The 17,990-nt window shown below is 47.2% G+C and carries 14 protein-coding genes; 10 read left to right on the plus strand and 4 right to left on the minus strand.

Translation table 11 applies throughout. The features are described 5' to 3' along the window. Nucleotides 1-22: 22 nt before the first annotated feature. Complete coding sequence (locus QUB26_RS32070; RefSeq protein WP_445299630.1) at nucleotides 23-229, plus strand: phycobiliprotein lyase; 207 nt, start codon at nucleotides 23-25, stop codon at nucleotides 227-229. Further along, nucleotides 226-1,335, plus strand: coding sequence for an extracellular solute-binding protein (locus tag QUB26_RS20765; RefSeq protein WP_333319506.1), 1,110 nt, complete (start codon nucleotides 226-228; stop codon nucleotides 1,333-1,335). Before QUB26_RS32070 ends, QUB26_RS20765 begins: the two co-directional genes overlap by 4 nt. A gap of 210 nt (nucleotides 1,336-1,545) precedes the next feature. On the opposite strand, the gene QUB26_RS20770 is transcribed toward QUB26_RS20765, so the two are convergent. The 4 genes from QUB26_RS20770 to QUB26_RS20785 form a co-directional block, all read right to left on the minus strand. Beyond that, nucleotides 1,546-2,076 (minus strand): hypothetical protein, encoded by a 531-nt coding sequence (locus QUB26_RS20770; protein ID WP_333319508.1) that lies wholly within the window; start codon nucleotides 2,074-2,076, stop codon nucleotides 1,546-1,548. Between the two features lie 300 nt (nucleotides 2,077-2,376). Next, nucleotides 2,377-5,601 (minus strand): PAS domain-containing protein, encoded by a 3,225-nt coding sequence (locus QUB26_RS20775; protein ID WP_333319511.1) that lies wholly within the window; start codon nucleotides 5,599-5,601, stop codon nucleotides 2,377-2,379. Nucleotides 5,602-6,160: 559 nt separating this feature from the next. Continuing rightward, a complete protein-coding gene (locus QUB26_RS20780; RefSeq protein WP_333319513.1) occupies nucleotides 6,161-7,291 on the minus strand; it encodes an aldo/keto reductase in 1,131 nt (376 codons plus the stop codon). A 5-nt stretch (nucleotides 7,292-7,296) separates the two neighbouring features. Then, a complete protein-coding gene (locus tag QUB26_RS20785; protein ID WP_333319515.1) occupies nucleotides 7,297-7,803 on the minus strand; it encodes a bifunctional nuclease family protein in 507 nt (168 codons plus the stop codon). 242 nt (nucleotides 7,804-8,045) lie between these two features. Here QUB26_RS20785 and ribE point away from each other — a divergent pair, with 242 nt between their 5' ends. The 8 genes from ribE (at nucleotide 8,046) to QUB26_RS20825 (ending at nucleotide 17,786) form a co-directional block, all read left to right on the plus strand. After that, on the plus strand, nucleotides 8,046-8,759 hold the full coding sequence (ribE, locus tag QUB26_RS20790; RefSeq protein ID WP_333244153.1) for a riboflavin synthase: 714 nt from the start codon (nucleotides 8,046-8,048) through the stop codon (nucleotides 8,757-8,759). A gap of 291 nt (nucleotides 8,760-9,050) precedes the next feature. Next, the gene (locus tag QUB26_RS20795) at nucleotides 9,051-10,196 is read left to right on the plus strand and encodes a glycosyltransferase family 2 protein (protein ID WP_333244156.1); all 1,146 of its coding nucleotides are present in this window, start codon (nucleotides 9,051-9,053) and stop codon (nucleotides 10,194-10,196) included. A gap of 43 nt (nucleotides 10,197-10,239) precedes the next feature. Then, nucleotides 10,240-12,036, plus strand: a complete 1,797-nt coding sequence (locus QUB26_RS20800; RefSeq protein WP_333319518.1) for an ABC transporter ATP-binding protein — start codon at nucleotides 10,240-10,242, stop codon at nucleotides 12,034-12,036. Between the two features lie 33 nt (nucleotides 12,037-12,069). Beyond that, the gene (locus tag QUB26_RS20805) at nucleotides 12,070-13,293 is read left to right on the plus strand and encodes a glycosyltransferase (RefSeq protein WP_333244162.1); all 1,224 of its coding nucleotides are present in this window, start codon (nucleotides 12,070-12,072) and stop codon (nucleotides 13,291-13,293) included. Nucleotides 13,294-13,353: 60 nt separating this feature from the next. Beyond that, entirely contained in the window at nucleotides 13,354-14,337 is a 984-nt protein-coding gene (locus QUB26_RS20810) for a glycosyltransferase (protein ID WP_333244165.1), read from the plus strand. Between the two features lie 35 nt (nucleotides 14,338-14,372). Beyond that, entirely contained in the window at nucleotides 14,373-15,656 is a 1,284-nt protein-coding gene (locus QUB26_RS20815) for a glycosyltransferase (protein ID WP_333319520.1), read from the plus strand. A gap of 22 nt (nucleotides 15,657-15,678) precedes the next feature. Next, complete coding sequence (locus QUB26_RS20820; protein WP_333244171.1) at nucleotides 15,679-16,449, plus strand: class I SAM-dependent methyltransferase; 771 nt, start codon at nucleotides 15,679-15,681, stop codon at nucleotides 16,447-16,449. Between the two features lie 5 nt (nucleotides 16,450-16,454). Further along, on the plus strand, nucleotides 16,455-17,786 hold the full coding sequence (locus QUB26_RS20825) for a glycosyltransferase family 4 protein (RefSeq protein ID WP_333319522.1): 1,332 nt from the start codon (nucleotides 16,455-16,457) through the stop codon (nucleotides 17,784-17,786). Nucleotides 17,787-17,990: the final 204 nt, after the last annotated feature.

The following is a 17,990-nucleotide window of genomic DNA, read 5'->3' on the forward strand; positions in this document are numbered from 1 at the left end:
ATTTTAGAATTGAAGCATTGACTTGCGCGAGATAAATTCGGGGGATTGTATCCTGGATGGTTTCGGTCAAACAGACTCACAGCGCAGCAGAACCGAGTACAATGGCTCTGTGTTTGAAAAAGAAATAAAACAAATCAGCGCCAACTACCGGACTCGACAAACAATTATTTCCGGGGCTCTAGAACACAAAACGATGGGTCAATATTTAGAAAAGCGGATTGACAGGTGAAACGAAGGTCTTTGCTATTGGGGGCCGCCACCCTAACTTTAAGTCAATTGGCGGCAGGCTGCGACTCGAAGCCGATTCTCAAAATTCGATCGCTCAAAAACGGTATTCCGGCCCAACTGGTAAGCAAATTTAGCCGCGATGTACAACCGTCTCCGCTGTTACAGGTAAGGCAAGAAGCACAATTAAAAGAATTATTCGCCCTGTTGCAGGAGTGGAAACGGGTTCCCGAATCAAAAAATCAAGCTAACTTGGTGATGTTGGGAGATTACTGGCTGACTTTGGCAATTAGGCAAAAATTGATTAAGCCGATCGATCCTGCTAAGTTTGCTAATTGGCCACAATTGCCCGAAAGATGGCAAAAACTCGTCAGGCGCAACGATGAGGGTAAATTAGATCCTCAAGGTAAAGTGTGGGCTGCACCTTACCGCTGGGGAAGTACGGTAATTGCTTATCGAACCGACAAATTTAAGGCTTTGGGGTGGACTCCGACAGATTGGAAAGACTTGTGGCGAGTCGAATTGCGCGATCGAATTTCTCTGCCGGACAGTGCCAGAGAAGTTATCGGTTTAACATTAAAAAAACTCGGAAAATCTTACAATACGCAGCAATTAGATCAAGTCCCAAATCTTAAAAAAGAACTCGCAAATCTGCACCAACAAGTTAAACTTTATAGTTCTGATTCTTACCTGCAACCATTAGTTTTAGGCGATACTTGGTTGGCAGTAGGTTCCTCTGGGGACTTGCTGCCGCTGCTGCAAACTCAAAAGGATATTGCTTTAGTAATTCCAGTTTCGGGAACTGCACTTTGGACGGATTTGTGGGTACAACCAGCATCAGGGAATCCAGTTTCTTTAGTTGACAAATGGATTGATTTTTGCTTGCAGCCTCGGATTGCTCCTCAATTATCTTTGCTGGCTAAGGCTAGTTCGCCGATAATTGTCGGCATGAAACCCGAAGATTTGCCGGAAGCTGTTCGCACTAATTCTGTGTTGTTGCCGGATGCTAAGATTCTTGCTGCTAGCGACTTTCTGCTGCCGTTTGGGGATGCGGGCATTTCGCTGTATCGATCGCTCTGGCAAGAAACTAGGCAAGTAGTGAGAAGTTAATTTACAGTCATCCCGCGAGCCCGCCAGGGGTTGAAACCCCTGTCTAATAGCTAAAGTCCTCTCAAAGAGGACTGAAGAACTCATTAGTCGTCTTCAGACGACTTTAGCTTTGAGGCAGGGGTTTCAACCCTTGCCGGACTATGGGTTTGACCTTAAGTTGACACTCCCAAAGGCACGGCGCCGTGTCCTAACTCTTGTAAGGACACTAATCTAAAAGCCTTTCACCCTTCCTCGAAGACCTGGATTTGAGAGAGATTCTAAATCAATCCGACAGTTAAGCCGATCGCCCTTGCACGAATAAACTGCCAAAGCAGTGCCTTGACGGTTGCAAACTCGCACATTGTAACCATAATCGTTGGCGACAGTGCCAAAGCGGTTAACAAACTGATAGCGTTCCATATAATCGAGCAAACTCCAAAGTTGGCGGTTGACTATGATAATTACCCAAGTATTACCGGGATCAACAAACCAGCGATCGAGCAATTTTCCGCCAAACTGTTTTTGAGCTAACCACAGACTCGGCACGCTTTTTTCCGTTTGCGAAAGCGGGGGCGACGGGAAATTAGCAGCGCTGCCAGTCGGGCAGACCGGCTCCTGGGAATAGGCCGCCGATTGCTCACCCAGCAAGGCTCCTAGGCACGCATAACAGGCGATCGGGAACAAAAATAAACTTTTTGTCAAAATGCCGTGTTTGCGGCGAGAAACTTGATTTTCGTGGCGCATTTTGTGGTAATTCATCATATTATTAGCCAAGATTTTATAAATCATTCATTAATACAGAAACCGCAGATGTAAGGCAGATAAACACGGATAAACGCAGATAATTTTAAATTACTCGTTACTAGGCTTCAGCCTAGTAACGCAGATCCGGAGGCTCTGCCTCCATGTTTCCAAGCGAGGCAGAGCCTCTAGATTTAGGTTCCCAGGCTGGAGCCTGGGAACAAGTTAATTTTATTATTCTTCAGTCCGCGGAGGCGGACTTTGTTTGTAGAGTAGCGGTTTCAACCGCCGACTCTTCTTGCTCTTATTTCTGCAAAATTGTTAAAATTCCGATCGCCTAAACAATGAAGCAGGCAGACAAGCAGTAAAAGTAGAACCACAATCTAACTCGCTAGAAACTTCAATATCGCCGCCCATCATCTGACAAAAACGCTGGCTGATAGTCAGTCCCAAACCAGTACCGCCGTACTTGCGAGTAGTTGAATTGTCGGCTTGAGTGAAAGGCTGGAACAGTCGCTCTTGTTGTTCTTGTGTCATGCCGATACCCGTGTCCGTCACTCGGAAAATTAAAAAATCTGCATCCAAAATTAACATTTGAGCAACTCTCGGTTGATATTTATTTTTTAATTCTTCGCTGGTAATTCTTTCGACAGTAAGCACGATCGTCCCATTAGCAGAAAATTTAGCAGCATTGCTGAGCAAATTCAGCATTACCTGCCGCACTTTCATCAAATCGCCGTGCATCGCGCCGATATTGTCAGAACTCAATACTTCCAAAGTATTGCCGTTTTTATCCATTAGCGGTTTGATAGTTGTTACCACCTCCTCAATTAAGCCTCCAACATCGAAGCTTTCGAGGTAAATCTCCATCTTGTCAGCTTCAATTTTGGAAATGTCTAGAATGTCGTCAATTAGGCGCAGCAAGTGTTTGCCAGCAGTGCGAATTTTGTCTAAATCCGAGACTACCTCTAAATTGCCTAACTCTTCGGCATCTTCCGCTAGCATATCGCTGTAGCCGATAATCGCGTTCAGGGGAGTGCGTAACTCGTGGCTCATATTTGCCAGAAAAGCACTCTTGGCGCGGTTGGCGATTTCTGCGGCTTCTTTAGCCAACTGCCATGCTTCCTCAGCGTCTTTGCGTTCGGTGATATCCCGAAGTGTCGCCACCACCGCTTCGACGCTGCCGTCTGTCGCACAAACCGGGCTGAGAATGTACTCGTAGTCGCGGGTTCCCCAGTTTGCCGTGGGGACAATTACTTCGCCTTTGACGGGTTCGGCTGTGGCAAATATGCCCTGGCATTCTTGGTGAACCCGCTGCATAATTGTTGGCGGCCAGCCTAATTCCTGCCAGGTTTTGCCAATCATTTCTCTGGGGTTCATGCCGGCAGCTTGAGCGGCGGTGCGGCTGACATAGGTGTATTTTCCCGATCGATCTACTAGAAAAATTAGGTCAAGAGAAGCACCGAGAATGCCGTCAACTGTTCTGGCGTGTCGGGCTACTTGAGCCGTCATTTGTCTGACTGTGATGGCGCCACGGACTCTGGCGGCGAGTTCAAACCGCAAGAGTTCGTTGGCTTGTTTGAGGAATAGGGTGCGCTGTTCGACTTCTATTTCTAGTTCTGCTTTGGCTTTTTCTAGGGTGCGTTCGGCAAGTTTGCGATCGCTCACATCTGTAGAAATTGTACCGACTGCATAAGCTTTACCTTCGGAGTTGCAGAGGGGAAATTTCAGAGAAATATAAGTGTGCGGGCCATCGTCTTGAGGGATGATTTCTTCGAGAGTTATGGGCGAGGAGGATTCGAGAACTTTCAGGTCATTTTCTCGCAAGGCTGCTGAAGAGTCTTGGGGAAAAATATCGCCGTCGGTTTTCCCTGTTATTTGCTCTTTGGTGATGTCGAACAAATTGTCAAAATGGCGGTTGGTGAGCAGGTATTTTCCGTCAAGGTCTTTGATGTAAATTACTGCTGTTGAGTTGTCTAAAATCGCTTGCAGCAGTGCTTCACTCTTTCGCAGGGCTTTTTGAGTGTTTTGGCGATCGACTATTTCTGGCTGCAATTCCAAGTTGAGGCGATTTAAGTCTTGCCAAGCTTCCTGGACTAGATTTAAGGCGATCGCGCTTTTTTCTAATTCTGTATTTTCTGTATTTACCTGCCGCGACTGGTTTGAGACGGAGCTTTCGGGCAATTCTAGGGGTTGGAAAGCAAGCGGGATGTGGGGATTTGCGATCGGCCGAGCGCCCGCAATTTTTTTATATCGAAAATCGACTGCTAATTGACCATCTAAACTAGATTTTTTAGGAAATAAATCGGGGAATTCGCCGAAATTTAAATTGTCATAAATTATATCAAATGTCCGCGATCGCTGCGACAGTTCGGCGCTGGAGTTAAATGCCCAATTCCCCTCTGCTGTTGATAAATCTGAGTTAGCGGGTTTGGCAATCCGGCGAGTGACGGCAACTCCCAAGGCGAAGGGGACAAGGGCAGCCGCAGACATTGCCAGCAGCCAGTTGTTTTCCCACCAAGTTTCTATTGATGTTTTGGGGATGAATCGCACTAAAATTGCGGCTGGTTTTCCGGCTAAATTGCCAAGGGATTTGGCAGCTACAGCATAAGTTTGACTGCCTGTTTGTACGTTTCCGGCGACTGGTTTGCCGCCTGCTGCGAGTGCAGATGTCAGCAGCGATTTTTCTGCCAGCAAGTCTGGTAACTGTTGGTTTTTTGTAAATGTTTGCGAAGCCAAAACAAATTTGCCGTCAGCCAGCGGTGCGTAGATAGCCTGATATCCGCCGCCCTGTAATTTGAGGGTTTCGGTGTTAGCAACCGCCGAAGTTTGGCTGATAATTTTTCCTAACACTAAGGCCGCAATCACTGTCTGATTTTTGGGATCTTTTATGGGAATTGCTGCGTAGTGGAGGAGAACAGGTCGATCGCCCTTTCCGGGCGGCAAAGATCCCAATTGTTCCTGAACTTCTGATTTGGCAATGATTTCGGTAGCTGTAATGGGTTTTTTTGTAGCGAATACTCGATCGACTATTTTTGGCAGGTTAAAACTTTTTCCCTTTTGGTTGGGGTTGACGCTAACCACTATCTGCCTGTTTTTTCCAACTAAGGCCGCGCTGTCTATTTCCCCTGTTTTGACTTGATTTTCGAGAATTTGCTTGACAGATTTTTGCAAATATGATAAATTTTTGCCGCTGTTGTAAGCTAAGGCTATTTGGGCGATCGTTTTGCTGTCAGAGGAGTTTTGCAAACGGTCGGCTGCGCGATCGAGTGGGAGATTGTAGTTAATTTCACTAAGGCTCAGTTCGGATTTAGCTTGATTTTGCAGTTGATTGCTTTCAACTGCCGATGTTAGCCAAAGTGCTGCTGCCGTTAGTCCCACGGGCAAGATTGTTTGTAAAGTCAGCAGTCCGATTAGCTGTTTTCTGGTAACAGATAACTTGTAGGTACAGGGCTTGAAAGCTGCTTTCAATCTTCTTTCGGAAGTCGCAACTTTAGTTTGTTGCCGACAATTTTGCTGGCTGTCGTTTAACTGAGTATGAGCCATAGTAGTAAATGCGGGATCGGTTGTAGATGACAGGCCATCAATTAATCGGGAAGGCAATCAATCAATTTTAGATTTTAGATTTTAGATTTTAGAGCTAAGACTTCGGCGTGAGCGCTCAGTTGAACGATTTTAGATTTTATATCTAATTGGGTTAATCAATCGTCATAAAATTATTCGGTATCGCCCGCGCCCACCCAGCAAGAAAATGACTGGGGTATTCTCAAAGAAATCAGTTTCTCGGTGTTAATCAGATTGTCTTATTTAGTTGTTTTTACATCTACTGTCGGCTCCTATTTAAAGTGTGTTGGGAGCATCCAAATGAGTGCTTTGACAAGAGTGCGAGCCGGAGAGTTCCCGCTTAGATGTAGGCTTGGCTGTGCAAGATACTCGCACTCCTCAAAAAGGCTTTTTGCCATGTTGCGGGAGGCTGGCCCATAGACTCGCCAAACTAAGTAGTTGTTCGATCGACTGTATCCTAAATTTACTTAAACCAAAGTTTAGCGTAATTATTGCAACACTTAGATACGCTCGATCGCCTTTTCCCTGCTTCACATTTTTTTCAATCCCACAACCGCCTGCCTGCTTTGCCACCGAGTCGCTGGTGAGTATCTTTGAGCAGGGTTGGGATGTCTAACTCTTCGGGACACCGAGGTAAACATTCGCCGCAATCGGTGCATCGGTTGCCTTTGCTGCCAGGAAACCAGTGTCCGGCATTTTCAAACATGGCGTAGCGGTATTTGCCAAAGTCAGTCATGTCGCACCCGACGGCGAGATTGCGGAGTCGCAATACTTCGGGAATGTTGATGTTTTCCGGGCAAGGCAAACAGGCATAGCACTGGCTGCATTTGTCGGTTTTCAAAGTGGCTGCAATAACCGATTCTAGCCGATCGAACGCAGCGATTTCGGCGTGGGTGAGGGGAAAGTCGCGATCGCAATATTTCAGGGGTTGCTCTAATTCTGTGGCATTTGCAGGGCCCACACTCAAAGTCCCAATCCTCGTATCGCTAAGTAAAAACCGATAGTTTAACTCTAAGGGCGAGAAAGGCGAGCACAATTGTGCGAGAGTTTCCGGGGGCGTGTAGAGTTGCCCTCCTTTATCGGCTGGGGAAATGATGAAAACGCCCATATCTTTGTGCTTGGCGAGTTCAATTGCCGGGGCGTTGCGCTGAAAAAAATAGTAGTAATGCAGATTGACAAATTCAAACAAATCTGTATTGATTGCCGCCAAAATCAGATCTAGAGGCCCGTGAGTGGAAAAGCCGACGTGCCGAATGATCCCATCGGCGAGGGCTTTGCGTACAGATTCCATGCAGCCTGTGGGCGATCGCACAATCGCCAAATGTTCCCAAGTATTCAAACCGTGAATTGCCAGACAATCGATATAGTCTAAATTCAGGCGTTTGAGGGATGCGTCGATGCAGCGTTCCATTGCTGCTGCATCCTCGGTTGGGGAAATTTTTGTAGTGACGTGGAAGCGCGATCGATCGACAGACAAACCAGCCGAAAGGGCCGCGCCAAGATATTCCTCGCTGCAACCGTAACCTGCAGCCGTTTCCAGGTGATTGATTCCCTGAGAAACCGCCTGTTGTACAGTCTGACAGGCAGTTTCCTCAGAAGCCAAATAGCGCATGGTTCCCAAGGAAAATACAGACAGGTGCAACTCCGTTTTGCCAAACCGTCGATAGCGCATAAAGTTTAGGAAGTTTCGCCTGGGCTGAAACCGCTTCTCTTAATCAAATCCTCTGGACGGAGGTTTGAGATAAATTCCCGGAAGGCCCGGCGTTCTGCCTCATCAGCATCTCGATCGACCGGTATCGAAGCATCGGCGACGACTTCTTCCATCACCCAGATGGGGCAGTTCGTTCGCAGGGCTAGGGCGATCGCGTCGCTAGGTCGGGCATCGATCTCTTTTTTAACTTCTCCCTGACGGACGATCAGGACGGCATAAAACGTGTTATCTTGCAGCGAGTGAATAACTATACGCTCCAAGGTAAGACTCCATGCCTCTAAGAAATTGACCATCAGATCGTGAGTTAAGGGTCGAGGAGGCTTGTGGCCTTCGATCGCGCTAATAATAGCTTTTGCTTGCTCCTGACCGATATAAATAGGCAAAGCGCGTCGCTCAGTAGAGTCTCTCAATAGGACAATAGGGCTGCGCGTGGCTGCATCTAAGGCAATTCCAGCGACTTTCATTTCAATCATTCGATCGGCCTCATAGAATTAAGAAACTGTAAGGCAGTAGAGAACTTGGACATAAAGATCACCTAAATCCAGTATGACTCGATCTTCGCCTGAATCTGCAACTGATCTGGGACTATCGATTTTAGATTTTAGATTTTAGATTTTCGATAGACTCCGGGGGAGAGGGGGACAGCAAAACCTCCTGCGTCTGGTTTGTGCCTGTGGTTTCATGTAAATAAGCGATCGACTAAGGAAAAATACTTATGTTTACAGGACTAATTCAATCTCTCGGAAAACTGAAGTCGCTAGGCAACGATTATTTCCAAATTTCCTGCACATCAAACAACTCCTACCAGATTTTACAAGATTTAGCCATTGGGGACAGCGTAGCCGTGGATGGAGTCTGTTTGACGGTAGTGGAAGTTCTGCCGCAAGGTTTTGTCGCCGTCGCTTCCCCAGAAACCCTCCGCCGCACTACTCTGGGATCATTCCCCGATGCTTTGGTGAACCTAGAAACCTCCCTGCGCGCCGGTAGCAAATTGGGGGGACATTTTGTGACGGGGCACGTAGATGCGATCGGCACTTTAGCGACATCAACCCAAACCGCCAACGCTTGGGAGATGCGGTTTACTGCCCCACCGGCAGCAAATTCGGGATGGCAACGTCAAATCGCACCTTACATCGTTTCCAAGGGCAGCATCGCCGTCAACGGCATCAGCTTAACAGTGGCAGATTGCGATGCTGACGGCAATTGGTTTGAAGTTGCTGTCATTCCCCACAGTTTTGGTGAGACAAACCTCAGCTATTTGCAACCAGGAAGTTTAGTAAACTTAGAAGCAGATATTCTGGGCAAATATGTCGCCAAATTTCTCCGCAGCGGCTCAAAATCCCATCCCGAACCTTGGGAAGAAGATTCCGCAATCAACAGTTTAGGAACAATTACACCCGAATTCTTAGCAGAACACGGATTTATGTAATCAATGAAACAATAAAAATCATTGCTGAACGAAGTAGCTGTGGGCCGACTAGCATCTTTTTATCATTTAGAATATAACTTTTAGTTGTAGTCTATCACCATTCTCTTGCTTTGCACAACTCATTGATACGTGCTATATACCATTGACGTTGAACAGAGAAGGCGGTACAATTTTTATTAGGGGTTTCTCGGCTATCTCTTCCAGCGACTGTGTAAGTCCTGACTGCGACGAGTGTAAGGTAGATATGCCAATCTACAAAGAAAAAAAATTGAAAAATCTTGTTAAAAAGCAATGCAGCCAGATTCTCAAAAATCTCCCAATTTACCTCTCGTCTCAGTCATTATCCCTGCATACAACGCTGAGCCATTTATTGAAGAAACTCTGAAATCAGTTTTAGCTCAAACTTATCCAGCAATTGAAGTTTTAGTAGTCGATGACGGTTCCCAAGATCGAACCCCTGAAATTGTCGAAAAATTTGGCCAAAAAGATTCTCGCGTCCAGCTTCTGAAACAGCCAAATTCTGGAGTCGCTGTTGCTCGAAACTTAGGAATTCAGAAATCCAGAGGAGAATATATTGCCCCCATTGATGCCGATGATATTTGGTATCCTGAAAACATAGAAAAACAAGTTGAATCTATGTTGGAGGGAGGGGAAGAAGTAGGGGTAGTCTATTCGTGGACAGTGGACTTAGATGAAAAAGGATTGCTAACAGGAGGATTCCGGTCTTTTAGAATTGAAGGTGACGTGTACGCCACCCTAATCTGCCACAACTTTATAGGAAACGCGAGTGCTTCTATGATCCGTCGCAGTTGTTTGGAAAAGGTGGGGGTTTATGACAAGACATTGAAGGAAAGGAATGCTCAAGGCTGTGAAGACTGGGACTTATACCTGCGGATAGCAGAGCTTTATCAATTTCGAGCCGTGCCGGAATTTTCCATTGGCTATCGCAGAATGTATAACACTATGTCTACCAACTATACGACAATGGCGAATTCTCAATCTTTGATGCTGCAAGCGGCCAAGCAACGGCATCCCGAAATTCCCGATTTCCTGCACCGATTATCTACCAGTAATTTTTTGCTGTACTTAGCGAACCAAAGCAGCCGCAACGGCCGCGATCGCACCGCGCTCTTTTGGTTATTCCAAGCTTTAAAAACTGAGTGCATCTCACCCTTATTACGTTCTGGCTTTTACATAGTATTGGGAAAGAGCCTTCTAAACCTATTATCCCAGTCTGGGAAACATCAGGATGCTCTAGATGCACCTGTGAGAGTAGAAGATACGCCATACTCTGAGAACCAACCGATGGGCCGGGAGGTGTTGGTAGAGCTCCGGCGCAAAAAGATCGAATTCATGGTAACGATAGGGAACATTTTTCACCAGTCAATTTCCCTCCTTGTCCAGCGAAATCAACCAAATATTGACACGCTCCCTTAAGTAAAAATTAGCGCCACGCCACCGACAAAGGCAGAGTTGTCTTATGAAAAAAGAAATTCAGGCTATTAGAACTCTGCTACCCCTCCTCAAGCTTTATCCTTGGGCAATCCCGGCAATGATTTCCTTGGGTATGCTTGCTTCCCTTTCCGACGGCTTTGGCATTAGCTTATTCATTCCCTTTTTGCAAACTTTACAGCAAGAACAAACTCAGGCTGTAACTGGCAATTCTTTCATTGATTCTCTGAACCAGATATTCGCTGGTGTTCCTGCTGGCTACCGCGCCTTAATCATTCCATCTTGTATTTTAGTCAGCATCCTCATCAAAAACCTGATTGTCTATAGTAATTCTCTACTTTTTGCTTGGTTAAATTCGCGAATTAGCAACCGATTACGCTGCCAAATTTTTAACCAAACTTTAACCGTTAGCTACTCTTTCTTAGAGCGCAGCGAATCGGGAAAGATTATGAATATTTTGGCAACAGAGAGTTGGCAGACTAGCAAAGCTTTGAGTTTGTTTGTTAACTTGATTACGTCTGCTTGTACGATTACTGTCCTGGCGACGCTGTTACTGCTCATCTCTTGGCAACTCACCTTAATTATCAGTATAGCGCTCTTCCTCATCTCACAGTTCATCCAGTTGGTGACACGCCGAGTCAAACATCTGGCACAGCAAGCGGTAGACGCCAATTCTCAGCTCGCTGTCCGAATGTGGGAGGGATTAGGGGGGATGAAAACCATCCGCTCCTTTGGACGGGAATCTTACGAGCAAGAACGCTTCGATCGCGCTTCCCAGCAGGTGCGAAACACCTTTTTGCAACTCGATATGCTGGGAGGGCTCATCAATCCGCTCTATGAAGTTTTTTCCGCACTCCTCCTGCTAGCAATTTTGGCGATCGCCCTCCTGCAAAACCAGTCAGCTATGCCAACGCTGCTGACTTTTTTATTCATCCTCTACCGCTTGCAACCGCAGGTGCAACAACTAGATATCGCGAGGTTAGGTTTAGTCTCTACTGCCTGTTCTGCTGAAGTGGTGATGTCTTTTTTAGACACTTCGGATAAACCTTACATCCGCTCTGGTACCGTTCCCTTTGACAAGCTGAAGCAGGCGATCTATTTTGAGTCAGTTTCCTTAACTTACAATCCTGAAGATCGGCCGGCAATAGAGGCTGTCTCCGTCGAGTTAAAACGCGGCCAAACGACTGCTTTAGTGGGGCCATCGGGTGCGGGAAAATCTACGATCATCAGCCTCCTCTGCCGCTTTTACGAGCCAACGTCAGGAGGAATTTATGTTGACGACTGCTCATTAAAAGAACTGAATTTAATGGACTGGCGGAAACGAATTGCGATTGTCAGCCAAGATGTCCATATCTTTAGCGGGACGGTGAGGGATAATATCGCCTACGGGCGTTTAGAAGCAACCGAGGCAGAAATTTTTGAGGCGGCAAAACTTGCCAATGCTCACGATTTTATCAGCCAACTGCCGCAAGGGTATGACACGAAAGTGGGCGATCGCGGCGTTCGCCTTTCTGGCGGGCAAAGGCAGCGCATTGCCCTCGCTCGGGCGATTGTCCGCAACCCAGATATTCTAATTCTGGATGAAGCAACGAATGCTCTGGATAGTATTGCCGAAAACTTGATTCAGGATGCCCTCAATACCCTCAGCCAGGATCGTACCGTCATTGTCATTGCTCACCGCTTATCGACGATAGAAAATGCGGATAAAATTATTGTGATGGAAAATGGCAGGGCGATCGAACAAGGCAACCTCCAGTATTTGCTGAAACTCGACGGCCTCTTCGCCAAGCTTTATCACTTGCAACACCGTAACGTACAAAACTAAGTAAAAAACTAAGAGTAAGTTGGTGAATTATTTATGCCTTATCCCATCCTTGACATTGAAGTGACACAGCCCCTCCCAAATCTGATAATTTCTGAGGAGGATACAGGAATTGCCTTAGTTGTGCGGCGCAAAGATAAAGCTGTTGGTTTGATCATGCAGCCTCTTCCTCCCAAGACCGTCCTTTCTCCTGAAGATTTAGCTAAAATCATTGAACGGGAGGTTGGCATTAAGTTACTTCAGGAATCGATTAGAGAAGAGCTAACTCCTGCCGAAAATGGCGATCCCTTTCCGCCGCTGACAGTAGCAATTTGTACGAAAGATCGGCCGGACAACTTGGCGCGGTGCCTGCAACATTTACTCAAGTTGCAAACACCTATTTCGGGTGAAAAGCTTTACTTTGAAGTGTTAGTAGTTGATAATGCACCTTCAGATGAAAGAACGAAGAAATTGGTAGACTCTCTACCAGGAGTTCGCTATGCCAGGGAACCAAAACCAGGTTTAGACTTCGCTCGCAATCGCGCCCTGCAGGAAGCAAATGGCGAACTATTAGCCTTTCTTGACGATGATGTCACGCCCGATCGCCAATGGCTCAAAGGCTTGAGGGAAGCTTGGGCAGAAAATCCTGATGCTGGCGGTTTTACAGGGTTAGTGCTGCCTTATGAGTTAGTGACTGAAGCCCAAATTTTATTTGAAAGCAGAGGAGGCTTTCGACGCGGTTTTGAAAAAATTCGTTATGGTCAAATCTTGCCCTATAATCCCTTATACCCCTGTGGGGCTGGCATATTTGGAGCTGGTTGCAATATGGCATTTCGCCGAGATGTTCTACTGAAATTAGGGGGATTTGATGATGCACTCGATACAGGTGCGCCTCTCCCCGGCGGTGGCGATTTAGATATGTTTTATCGAGTTGTTCGCGCTGGCTATCCCCTCGTCTATGAGCCTCGCTATCTGGTGTTTCACCAACACCGCCGGGAATATGAAAAATTGCGCCGCCAGTATTGGACGTGGGGTTTAGGTTTTATGGCTTTTGTCGTAAAATCTTATCAGACCGATCCGAGCCAACGCTCGAAATTGCGCTCGCTTGTAGCCTGGTGGTTTGCCAATCAGTTAAATCAGTTACAAAAAAGTGTCAGAGGGTGCCATGTATTGCCTCCGTCCATGATTCTAGCCGAGTTGTGGGGCGGTGTTGTAGGTCTGTTTGGGGAATATCCCCGCTCTTTAAAACTAATTGAAAAAATTAGGCAGCAATTTGCCTAAAATTAGGAGAGTTTTTTCCGAAATCTGTTTCCTATTGAACGCAGGGAAGAATAGTTAAATATGAGTAAGCTTCCGCCGATTGATATCGTAATTTGTACTTATAACAATGCTCCAGTTTTAGACAAAGCTCTCTCAGCTCTTTCCCAACAAAGAGTGTCACCCAACCTAGAGTGGAGAGTTTTAGTAGTTGACAATAATTGCACCGATAATACGCAGAAAATTGTCGAAAAATATCGAGTTTTGGGGCAAATTCCCCAGCTTTCTACAGTATCAGAAACACAGCAAGGATTAACCTATGCCCGCCACTGTGGCGTTAAAAATACAACTGCTGATTGGATTGCTTTTGTAGATGACGATTGCTTCCTGGCAGAAAATTGGGTGGAACAAGCTGTTAGATTTGCAGCGGCTCATCCCGACTGCGGGGCTTTTGGCGGTCGAGTAATTTTAGATTGGGAAACTCTACCAGCCAAATATGTATTGAATTATGGGTACTCCTTCGCACAACAAGAACACGGTACAGAACCCCAAAAAAAATCTTGTTTAGTGGGAGCAGGATTAGTTCTGAATAGAGCAGCCCTCGCTCATACTGGCTGGATAGATAAACCGTTACTTCAAGATCGCATCGGAACTAAGCTCATATCAGGGGGAGATGTGGAAATTGCTTTGCGGATTTACGGAGCAGGATACGACCTGTGGTACACTCCCGACTGTCAGTTAAGACACTTTATTCCGGCTAGGCGTACTTCTCAAAAATACTTGATCGACATTAACTATGGTCTAGGAACCTCTCAAGTTTTGGGCGATTCTCTTCTCTGGTCTGGTTCTTATCGAGATTGGCTGTTGAAATTTATTATCGATGCGGTGAAAGCTTCCCAAAATGTCCTGATTCAATCTTTAAGAGCAGCTTTGGGGCGGATGAATCCAGCGGAAGTGGAGATAAATGGGAGTTTTGTCCGTGGTAAGTGGGCCGGAATTAGCCGTGTGGTTCGCATGAGCCCAGAAGAACGCAGCTTGATATTGGGGCGTGCAAAATTAGCTGGCTAAACAGCTCATAAATAATATTTCTTGAGGTAATTTCTGTGAGCAAGCCTTGGAAAGTTCTCAATGTCGAATTGAGCGAAAATATTCCTGAATTGCCCTTGATTTCCAACTACGCCGGAATATATGTAGTGTTTTGGTGGCATAATATCCCCCTTGGCGAACGGGAGATTTTAGAGGATCAGTTGCCAATCTCGGCTTCACAACTAGCGAATCTAGCGGCGCTGGCGATCGCGCCTGCAGTCGGCAGCCACCTGCTAGAGCAAGGTTTTAAAGCGCCTTTGCCAGAAGTTTACAAAAAAAATCGGGCGTGGCACCAGTCCCCTGAGTTTGATGCCCTGACTGCCTTAGAGCAACCCCTGGCCAAGCTGCAGGAACGCTTGAACCAGACTAGCAGCGCATCTGTTTCTGTCGTAATCGGCACTCGAAATCGGCCAGAACAATTGGCGCGATGTTTGCAATCCCTGCAAAATTTATCCCAACCTGCTCACGAGCTCATCGTGATTGATAATGCTCCGAGTTCAGACGCTACCCGCCAACTGGTGGCTGAGATCCCTGGAGTCAAATATGTATTAGAACCTCGCCCTGGTTTAAGCATCGCCCGCAATACTGGCATCCGTCACTGTACAGGCGACATTATTGCGTTTACCGATGACGATGTGATCGTTCACCCTGACTGGGTGGCCAGGATTGCACAAAGCTTCCGCGAACCCAAGATCATCGCTGTAACCGGCCTCGTCCTGCCTGCTGAACTCGAAACAGAAGCCCAATTAATATTCCAAAAAGGTGATACTGGCTTTGGTTGGGGATACCGATCTCTGACTTTTGACGCTGAATTTTTTAAGGATACGAAACACCTAGGCGCTCCCGTTTGGCGCATTGGTGCAGGAGCAAATATGGCTTTTCGGCGTGAAGCTTTTGAGTTACTAGGAGACTTTGACGAACGCTTGGGTGCAGGGGCATCTGGGTGCAGTGAAGATTCAGAGCTATGGTATAGAGTGCTGGCGGAAGGGTGGATTTGCTACTACGATCCGACCCCTGTTGTTTATCACTATCACCGGGGCGATCTCGATAGCTTGAAACATCAGATGTACCAATATATGCGGGGTCACATCGCGGCCCTTTTGATTCAGTTCGGGCGCTACAAGCACTGGGGGAACTTGCTTCGCTTATTCATCATTTTACCTCTCTATTATGTGAAACGATTTTTAATCGGTCTTTTGACCGGATTTAAAGGGATTAATAGAACGCTATTGGCAGAGGTATTAGGTTGCTTTGCGGGAGTCAGCTTTTACCTCAAAAATCGTGTAAATAAGGATCAATAGTTTTTCCAATTATAGGAAGATTATGGCAACAGTTGTTGAGACCAAGAAATCGGAAACACATAAAGAAAAGCTGGGCAATTTCTTAGCCCGCAACCCTTTCGGTCAGCCCTTGACCCTGGGATTCTTTTACCGAGAAAAGATGCGGGCAATTCACCGCATTTCGCCAGATATGCCCTTTAAAGAAATTTTAGAAGTAGGAGGAGGTCAAGGAGGCTTAACGTCTTTACTTTATCCGCAAGCGCAAATTACTAACATTGACCTCGATCCTAAATATGCAAATGTTCCTTGCAATCGGCAGGAAAAAGTACGCTTCATCTGTGGCGACGCGACCAATTTACCGTTTGAAAATGAGTCCTTTGATGCAGTGACGATGTTCGACGTTCTCGAACACATTCCCGACCACCAAAAAGCTGTATCTGAAGCGCTGCGAGTTCTTAAACCCAAGGGTTTTTTATTAGTGAGCAGTCCCAATGAAAACTGGCGCTTTCCCTACTACGGCGTGATGAAACCGCTCTGTCCGCCTGAAGCAGAGGTGATGGCAGAATGGGGTCACGTTCGGCGCGGCTATACGATCGATGAACTGACAGGATTAATCGGTTTGCCTTACCAGAGTTCTGCTACTTTTATCAATCCCCTGACAGTAGTCTGCCATGATTTTGCCTTCTCTCGCTTGCCTGCCCTCATGCGCTTATTATTCTGTACTGCCCTGAGTCCTGTAACGTGGACGAGCTATTGGTGGCACAAACCTGATTCCCTGGGAACGGAAACAGCATCAGCTTGGCAGAAGCCATAAAATTTATGAATTTCCAACCAGAACCAACGATCGCCCTCCTGCACTGGGGCGATTTAATCGAAGATTTTTTAGATACCATCGGGGTTTCCTTTGAAGCTTTCTGCAACGAAATGACGGGGGGCTGGATGTTTGGCTACATTGAGGCGCTGCGACGGGCAGGGGTGCGGACAGTGTTATTCTGCATCTCTGGTAGCGTGGCTGAACCCGTGCGCTACACCCACAAAGACACAGGTGCAACAATCTGCACCCTGCCCGCACCTCAACTTTACCAAGCTGTCCGTCGCCAGATGGTTAACCCTCAAGGGTGGACGGTTCAGGAGATGTTTGGAGAGGTTCGAGGCCTGGGCCGTCTGATGTTGGCAGGGGTGAAAAGCGTTACTCCTTATCTGGCTACACCGCTGGGGTTGCTGGCGGGAGAACTGCGACGGGAAAACTGCCAAGCGATTCTCTGCCAAGAATACGAGTACCCGCGCTTCGACGCTTGCACTTGGTTGGGGTGGCGGATGGGGCTGCCTGTTTTTGCGACGTTTCAGGGGGGCGATTTTCAGGTTAGTCCTTGGGAAGGTTTGTCGCGCCCGATCGCCCTCAAAGCGAGCGCGGGTTTAATTATTGCTTCGCAAACCGAGGTACAGCGCGTGCAAAGTCGCTATGGCGTGCCTCCTGCCAAGATTGCCCGCATTTTTAACCCGCTGGATTTGGAACTGTGGCAGCCTATGGATCGCGGGGAAGCTCGACAACTGCTGGGTTTTCCCGGTGACGCTGAAATTGTCGCCTGTCACGGGCGGATTGACATCCGCCGCAAGGGGTTAGATATTTTGCTGGAAGCTTGGGAAGGGATCTGTCGCGATCGCCCAGGCCGAGATTTGCGGCTGTTGCTGGTGGGGACTGGTAGCGACGCGGAGGAGTTGAGCCAGCGAATCGCTCAGATGCAGCTTTCGGGCATTGTTTGGGTGAATAAATATGTGCGCGATCGCGCTTTGATGCGACAGTACCTCTCGGCTGCTGACGTTTATACTTTGCCTTCTCGGCATGAGGGGTTTCCGGTGGCACCGCTGGAGGCGATGGCTTGCGGGTTGCCCGTTGTGGCTGCTGACGCGCCTGGAGTGCCTGATATTTTCGAGGGGGGCGAAGCTGACGGCGGGATCGTTGTGCGCCGTGAGGATGCAACCGCTTTGGCGGGGGGGCTCGGTCGGGTTTTAGACGATCGGGTGTGGGGGCGGGAGTTGGGCAAGCGCGCTCGCATTCGGGTGGAAACTCATTTTTCTCTGGAGGCGATCGGTGTGCAACTGCGACAGTTTTTGTGCGATCGCTCTTTAGCGCACATTCCGCATATCTGACTCGCAGCACTGGGAATGCTTGAAAAATCCCAGCCCTAAAAATTTATCTCCGCCTAATTTTTGTGGTTTTATTATCATTTTTTTTGCCAATTATCGGAGACCTAATAAATTTAACTTGACGATTTTTTTTAATATATTCATTCTTTCAACTAAGGAATGAGAATTAAATAACTTCCACAATTTTGTGGGATGGGCGTCCCGCCC

It is taken from the genome of Microcoleus sp. B4-C1 (assembly GCF_036705285.1).
GTDB lineage: Bacteria > Cyanobacteriota > Cyanobacteriia > Cyanobacteriales > Microcoleaceae > Microcoleus.